Consider the following 4,129-nt stretch of genomic DNA (forward strand, 5'->3'; position numbering starts at 1 on the left):
AAGGTGACATAGGCCATGACCAGGCCGGGCAGGCTATGGAGTATACCGAAGCTTCGCCAAAGGACGTATAAAGGAATCATAACGGCCACCGGCGGGGCCATCCTGGTGGAAATGATCCAGAAATAGAGGTGTTTTTTCCCGGTAATCCGGCCGCGGGAAAGGGCGTAAGCGGCCATCAGGCCCAAAGGAACCGAAATGAGCACCGAGAGGGCGGTGGCCAGAAAGCTGACGGCGACGTTCCTTAAGAAATGCCCTTCAATAAACATGGCCTGGAATTGGGCCAGGGAGGCCTTAAAGAAAAAGAGCAATTTCAAGATTCCGGCCCAGTCACCACTGGGAGGCAGGTCGAAGATATCCCCGGTGGCCTTGAAGGATGAAGAGACCATGAACAGGATGGGGATGATGGTCCAGAGAAAAAAAGTCAGGATAAGCGCCCATTTGATTGTTTTACGTATTACGTTATTATACACGTTCCGTCTCCGGCTCCTTAAGCAGGATGGTCGTTGTCAGCATGGCGCAAATGATGATGATGACCAGAAGGGTAAAACCCATGACTGCGCCGACGCCAATGTCAAATTCCTGGAAAGTCTTGGTATACAAGTAAAAGGGCAGTGTTTTGGTGGCCACCGCCGGGCCTCCCCGGGTGGTGATTAAAATCAGGTCGATGAATCGCATGCAGTCCATGAAACGCAGGAGGAAGGCTATAACCAGGGCCGGTTTAATGTAAGGCAAAGTGACCTGGAAGAAGACCTGAAGGGGGCTTGAGCCGTCCACATGGGCGGCCTCGATGGTTTCGCGGGGTACGCTTTTTAAGCCGGCCGATACGATCAGGATGATCAGCGGCGTCCACTCCCAGGTGTCCATGGCCACAATGGCCCAAAGAGCCGTTTTGGGGTTGCTCAAAAGGCTGCCGGCCGAATAAAGTCCCAGGGTATTGAGGATCCAGGCGTACAGCCCATAGGACGAATTGAGCAGCAGGTTAAAGAGGTGCCCGACCACCACGGGCGCGACCATCATCGGAATCAGGAAAACCGTGGAGAAGAAGCTTTCCCCTTTCATGTTGTTGATCAGCAGCGCGATTCCCAGGCCCAATCCCATCTGCAACACCATGCAGGCCAAGATGTAGATGGCCAATAGCATCCAACCGTGGGAGATATTGGGATTCTCGAACATCTTGATCCAGTTGGCCAGCCCAACGAAAAGGTTTCCCATGCCCGGCTGAAGCTGGATTTTCATGAAAGACATATAGATCATCCAGAAGAAGGGAAAGATGGTAATCGTCGCCAGTATGATTACGGCAGGAAAAAGCCACCAGACATACCAGGGGACCATCTCCACTATTTTTTGATAAAATGTGGGAGATGGAATGGCAGGAGAAAGGTCTTTCAGATCGGAGGCCGTCTTCGAAATCGGCGAAGAGTTTTCGAGGGACAAGGCAGTACTCCTTTTTAAATCTGTTTTCCCAGGGCTGCATCATGCATAGGCTTGTAGCGGGCGTTGGCGCGCTCCGGGTCCCGCGAGGCCAGGGTGGTGAATAGGGTATCCACGATGGCCAAATGCTCTATGCGTGTTGCCAATAAATCATTTCGAAAGCGCGTTTCTTTGGATTTGACGACCAGTTTGATGTCCACCAGCTTTGCAAAATAGGACCGGGGGTTGTTGGTCACACCGATGATGGTGGCGCCGTTATCTTTGGCTAATTTAGTGGCATCAATGATGTCTCTGGTGTCACCGGAGCGAGAAAAGGCAAAAAGGACATCGCCGGGTCTGAGGAGACTGGCCCGCATGACCTGAAAATGGATATCGGTCTCGGCCGTTGCCTCCAGGCCGGCGAAGGTGAATTTGTCCGCGGCAATCATGGCCGAGGTGCGCGAAACCGAAAGCGCTATGATCAACACCTTCCCTGCCTTTTTGAGAGCCTGGTAGGCCCTCTCCATTTCGGCGAAATCCAGGACCTGCAGGGTTTCCTGAAGGGTCTGGATGGTGATGTTGAAGACCTTATAAGCGATGGCTTCGGCATCATCATCTGCCGAAACCGGCTCGTAAGGCCGCTCGACGGAAACGGCCCCCTGCCGGGCCAAATCCAGCTTAAAGGCACGGAAACCCGGAAATTCGAGACCACGGCAGAGGCGGAATACGGTGGATTCGCTGACCCCGCTCTCTTGGGCCACGTCCGATATGGTCATATCAACCACCCGCTGGGGGTTGGACAGGATGAACTCCGCAGCCTTTTTCTCGGCCTCATTGAATGCCCGCATCGAGTTCTCAATCTTGATCAGGATTTCAGGACGGGTATTAGGCATATCGTCTCCACGGTGCTGTTGATGCCGAAATGATTCCTTTACTTTTTCCAGGGGCCTTCTAACATCCGGTGCGGTTTAAACTATATAAGAAAAAAACTTTTGTCAAGAAATAATTTTATGAAAAAAACTTTTTTTATAAAGAGAGGGGTAATAACCGCTCCGGGTTTATCAAGGAGATTGTCCGGATTTTTATTAGGCAACGGGAACCAAGTGTTTCTAATTAGTTAGGTCTGGCCTGGATTCCCGCCGGCGCCGGAATGACGAATTTTTAAGAGACCGTCAAGGGTTACGAACTGAAGAAAAAAGAATCGACGGAGAAACGGAGGCGCCACGAAGCATGAAAATATTTTTTAGGGGCTATGGGCTATGGGCAATAGGCGATGGGCATGGTTAAACGGTTTTATGGATTTTTATTCGCCTACAGCCTATCCTGGGGCGGGCGCCACGAAGCATGAAAAAGGGTTACTCCGAACTTATTTTCCTGCTAAATGGCCAAGCTCGTACAGATGAAAGGCGCAGATCACCAGGGAATGGGTGATGGTCCCCTGGGCGATCAAATTCTTTATTTCCGGGTAAGGGACTTGAAGCATTTCGAATTCTTCACTCTCTTCAGGGCGTATTTCAGCCACTTTTTTCACCCCCCGGGCCAGGAAACTGTGGGTGCGGTTGTTTAAAAAGGCCGGATTGGGGTGAACAAAACCCAAATATTCCCACTGATCCGTCGTAAAACCGGTCTCTTCAAGCAGTTCTCTTTGCCCTGCTTCCAATGGGGTTTGGCTTTGTTCGACGATCCCGCCCGGAATTTCCAGGGTAACCTCCTCGGTGCCGAAACGGAATTGACGGATCAGGACCACCTCTCCGTTCTCGGTGATGGGAATCACATTAACCCAGTCGTTGCTCTCCAGGATATAAAAGGGCGCTTCCCGATGGTTGCGGGGCAATTGGTACTGATCCTCCCGGATGGAAAAAATCCGGAAAGACCCAATAGTTTTTGATGCGATCCGTTTCCACCTTTCGGCCAGATTCATGCGGTCATTCCCCTTTGTTTGGTTTTTTTGGTGTCATAGCTTTAAAATAGATCTTTCATAAGCTACTATTAGAGATCTTGTCAAATTTATTTTGGTTGCTGGTTCCCCCCTGATTATTGGAATCTTTTTGGACAACCCTGAAAAAAGACCCTCGACCCTGACCCATCGGAGAAATTATTCGACATGGTGCCTGAAAGTGAAGGGGGGCGAGCTCCATTTACTCCTTGACAGTCAAGGGAACTATTCGATAAAGTTCTAAAATAAAAATTTTCGATTAATCAAGGAGAAACGGATGGAACGAACATTATCAATCATTAAACCCGACGGTGTGGCCAAAGGGCTGATCGGGGAGGTGCTTAAACGTTTTGAAGCGAACGGGTTGAAGATTAAGGCCATGAAATTGATCTCCATGAACAAAAAACAGGCCGAGGGTTTTTATAACGTTCATCGGGAAAAATCTTTTTTTGACAGCCTGACCGATTTTATGTCTTCCGGACCCTGTGTGGTCCTGATCCTGGAAGGAGAAGGGGCCATTGGTAAAAACAGAAAATTGATGGGGGCTACCGATTATACCAAGGCCGATTCCGGGACCATCCGGGCGGATTTTGCCGACAGTATAGAAAGAAATATCGTCCACGGATCCGATGGACCGGATACGGCCAAGGTTGAAATAGGGTATTTTTTCAATGCCTTGGAGATCGTCTGAGTGTTCCTGACTGGGCGGTTTCAGGATTAATTGGAAAATAGTTTTCAGGATCAGGGGTCGGGGGTCAGTTGAGAATAAAGTTTCAAGTTCCA

The 4,129-nt window shown here is 50.0% G+C and carries 5 protein-coding genes; 1 reads left to right on the forward strand and 4 read right to left on the reverse strand.

What is annotated here, in order from left to right:
- The 4 genes from HY879_00170 to HY879_00185 form a co-directional block, all read right to left on the reverse strand.
- On the reverse strand, positions 1-470 hold a 470-nt coding region (locus HY879_00170), incomplete at its 3' end, for a carbohydrate ABC transporter permease (GenBank protein ID MBI5601748.1).
- A complete protein-coding gene (locus HY879_00175) occupies positions 463-1,434 on the reverse strand; it encodes a sugar ABC transporter permease (GenBank protein MBI5601749.1) in 972 nt (323 codons plus the stop codon). The genes HY879_00170 and HY879_00175, both read right to left, overlap by 8 nt.
- A 14-nt stretch (positions 1,435-1,448) precedes the next feature.
- On the reverse strand, positions 1,449-2,303 hold the full coding sequence (locus HY879_00180) for a MurR/RpiR family transcriptional regulator (protein MBI5601750.1): 855 nt from the start codon (positions 2,301-2,303) through the stop codon (positions 1,449-1,451).
- Positions 2,304-2,776: 473 nt separating this feature from the next.
- On the reverse strand, positions 2,777-3,331 hold the full coding sequence (locus HY879_00185; protein ID MBI5601751.1) for an NUDIX hydrolase: 555 nt from the start codon (positions 3,329-3,331) through the stop codon (positions 2,777-2,779).
- Between the two features lie 292 nt (positions 3,332-3,623).
- Between HY879_00185 and ndk the strand changes: the two genes are divergently transcribed.
- Entirely contained in the window at positions 3,624-4,037 is a 414-nt protein-coding gene (ndk, locus tag HY879_00190) for a nucleoside-diphosphate kinase (GenBank protein MBI5601752.1), read from the forward strand.
- Positions 4,038-4,129 lie beyond the last annotated feature (92 nt).

This window comes from Deltaproteobacteria bacterium (genome assembly GCA_016219225.1).
In the GTDB taxonomy this organism is placed as follows: Bacteria; Desulfobacterota; RBG-13-43-22; order RBG-13-43-22; family RBG-13-43-22; genus RBG-13-43-22.

Excerpts from the sequence above, each read along its gene's own strand:
- ndk (MBI5601752.1), top strand. The coding sequence starts at position 3,624 with ATGGAACGAACATTATCAATCATTAAACCCGACGGTGTGGCCAAAGGG.
- HY879_00185 (MBI5601751.1), bottom strand. The coding sequence starts at position 3,331 with ATGAATCTGGCCGAAAGGTGGAAACGGATCGCATCAAAAACTATTGGG.
- HY879_00180 (MBI5601750.1), bottom strand. The coding sequence starts at position 2,303 with ATGCCTAATACCCGTCCTGAAATCCTGATCAAGATTGAGAACTCGATG.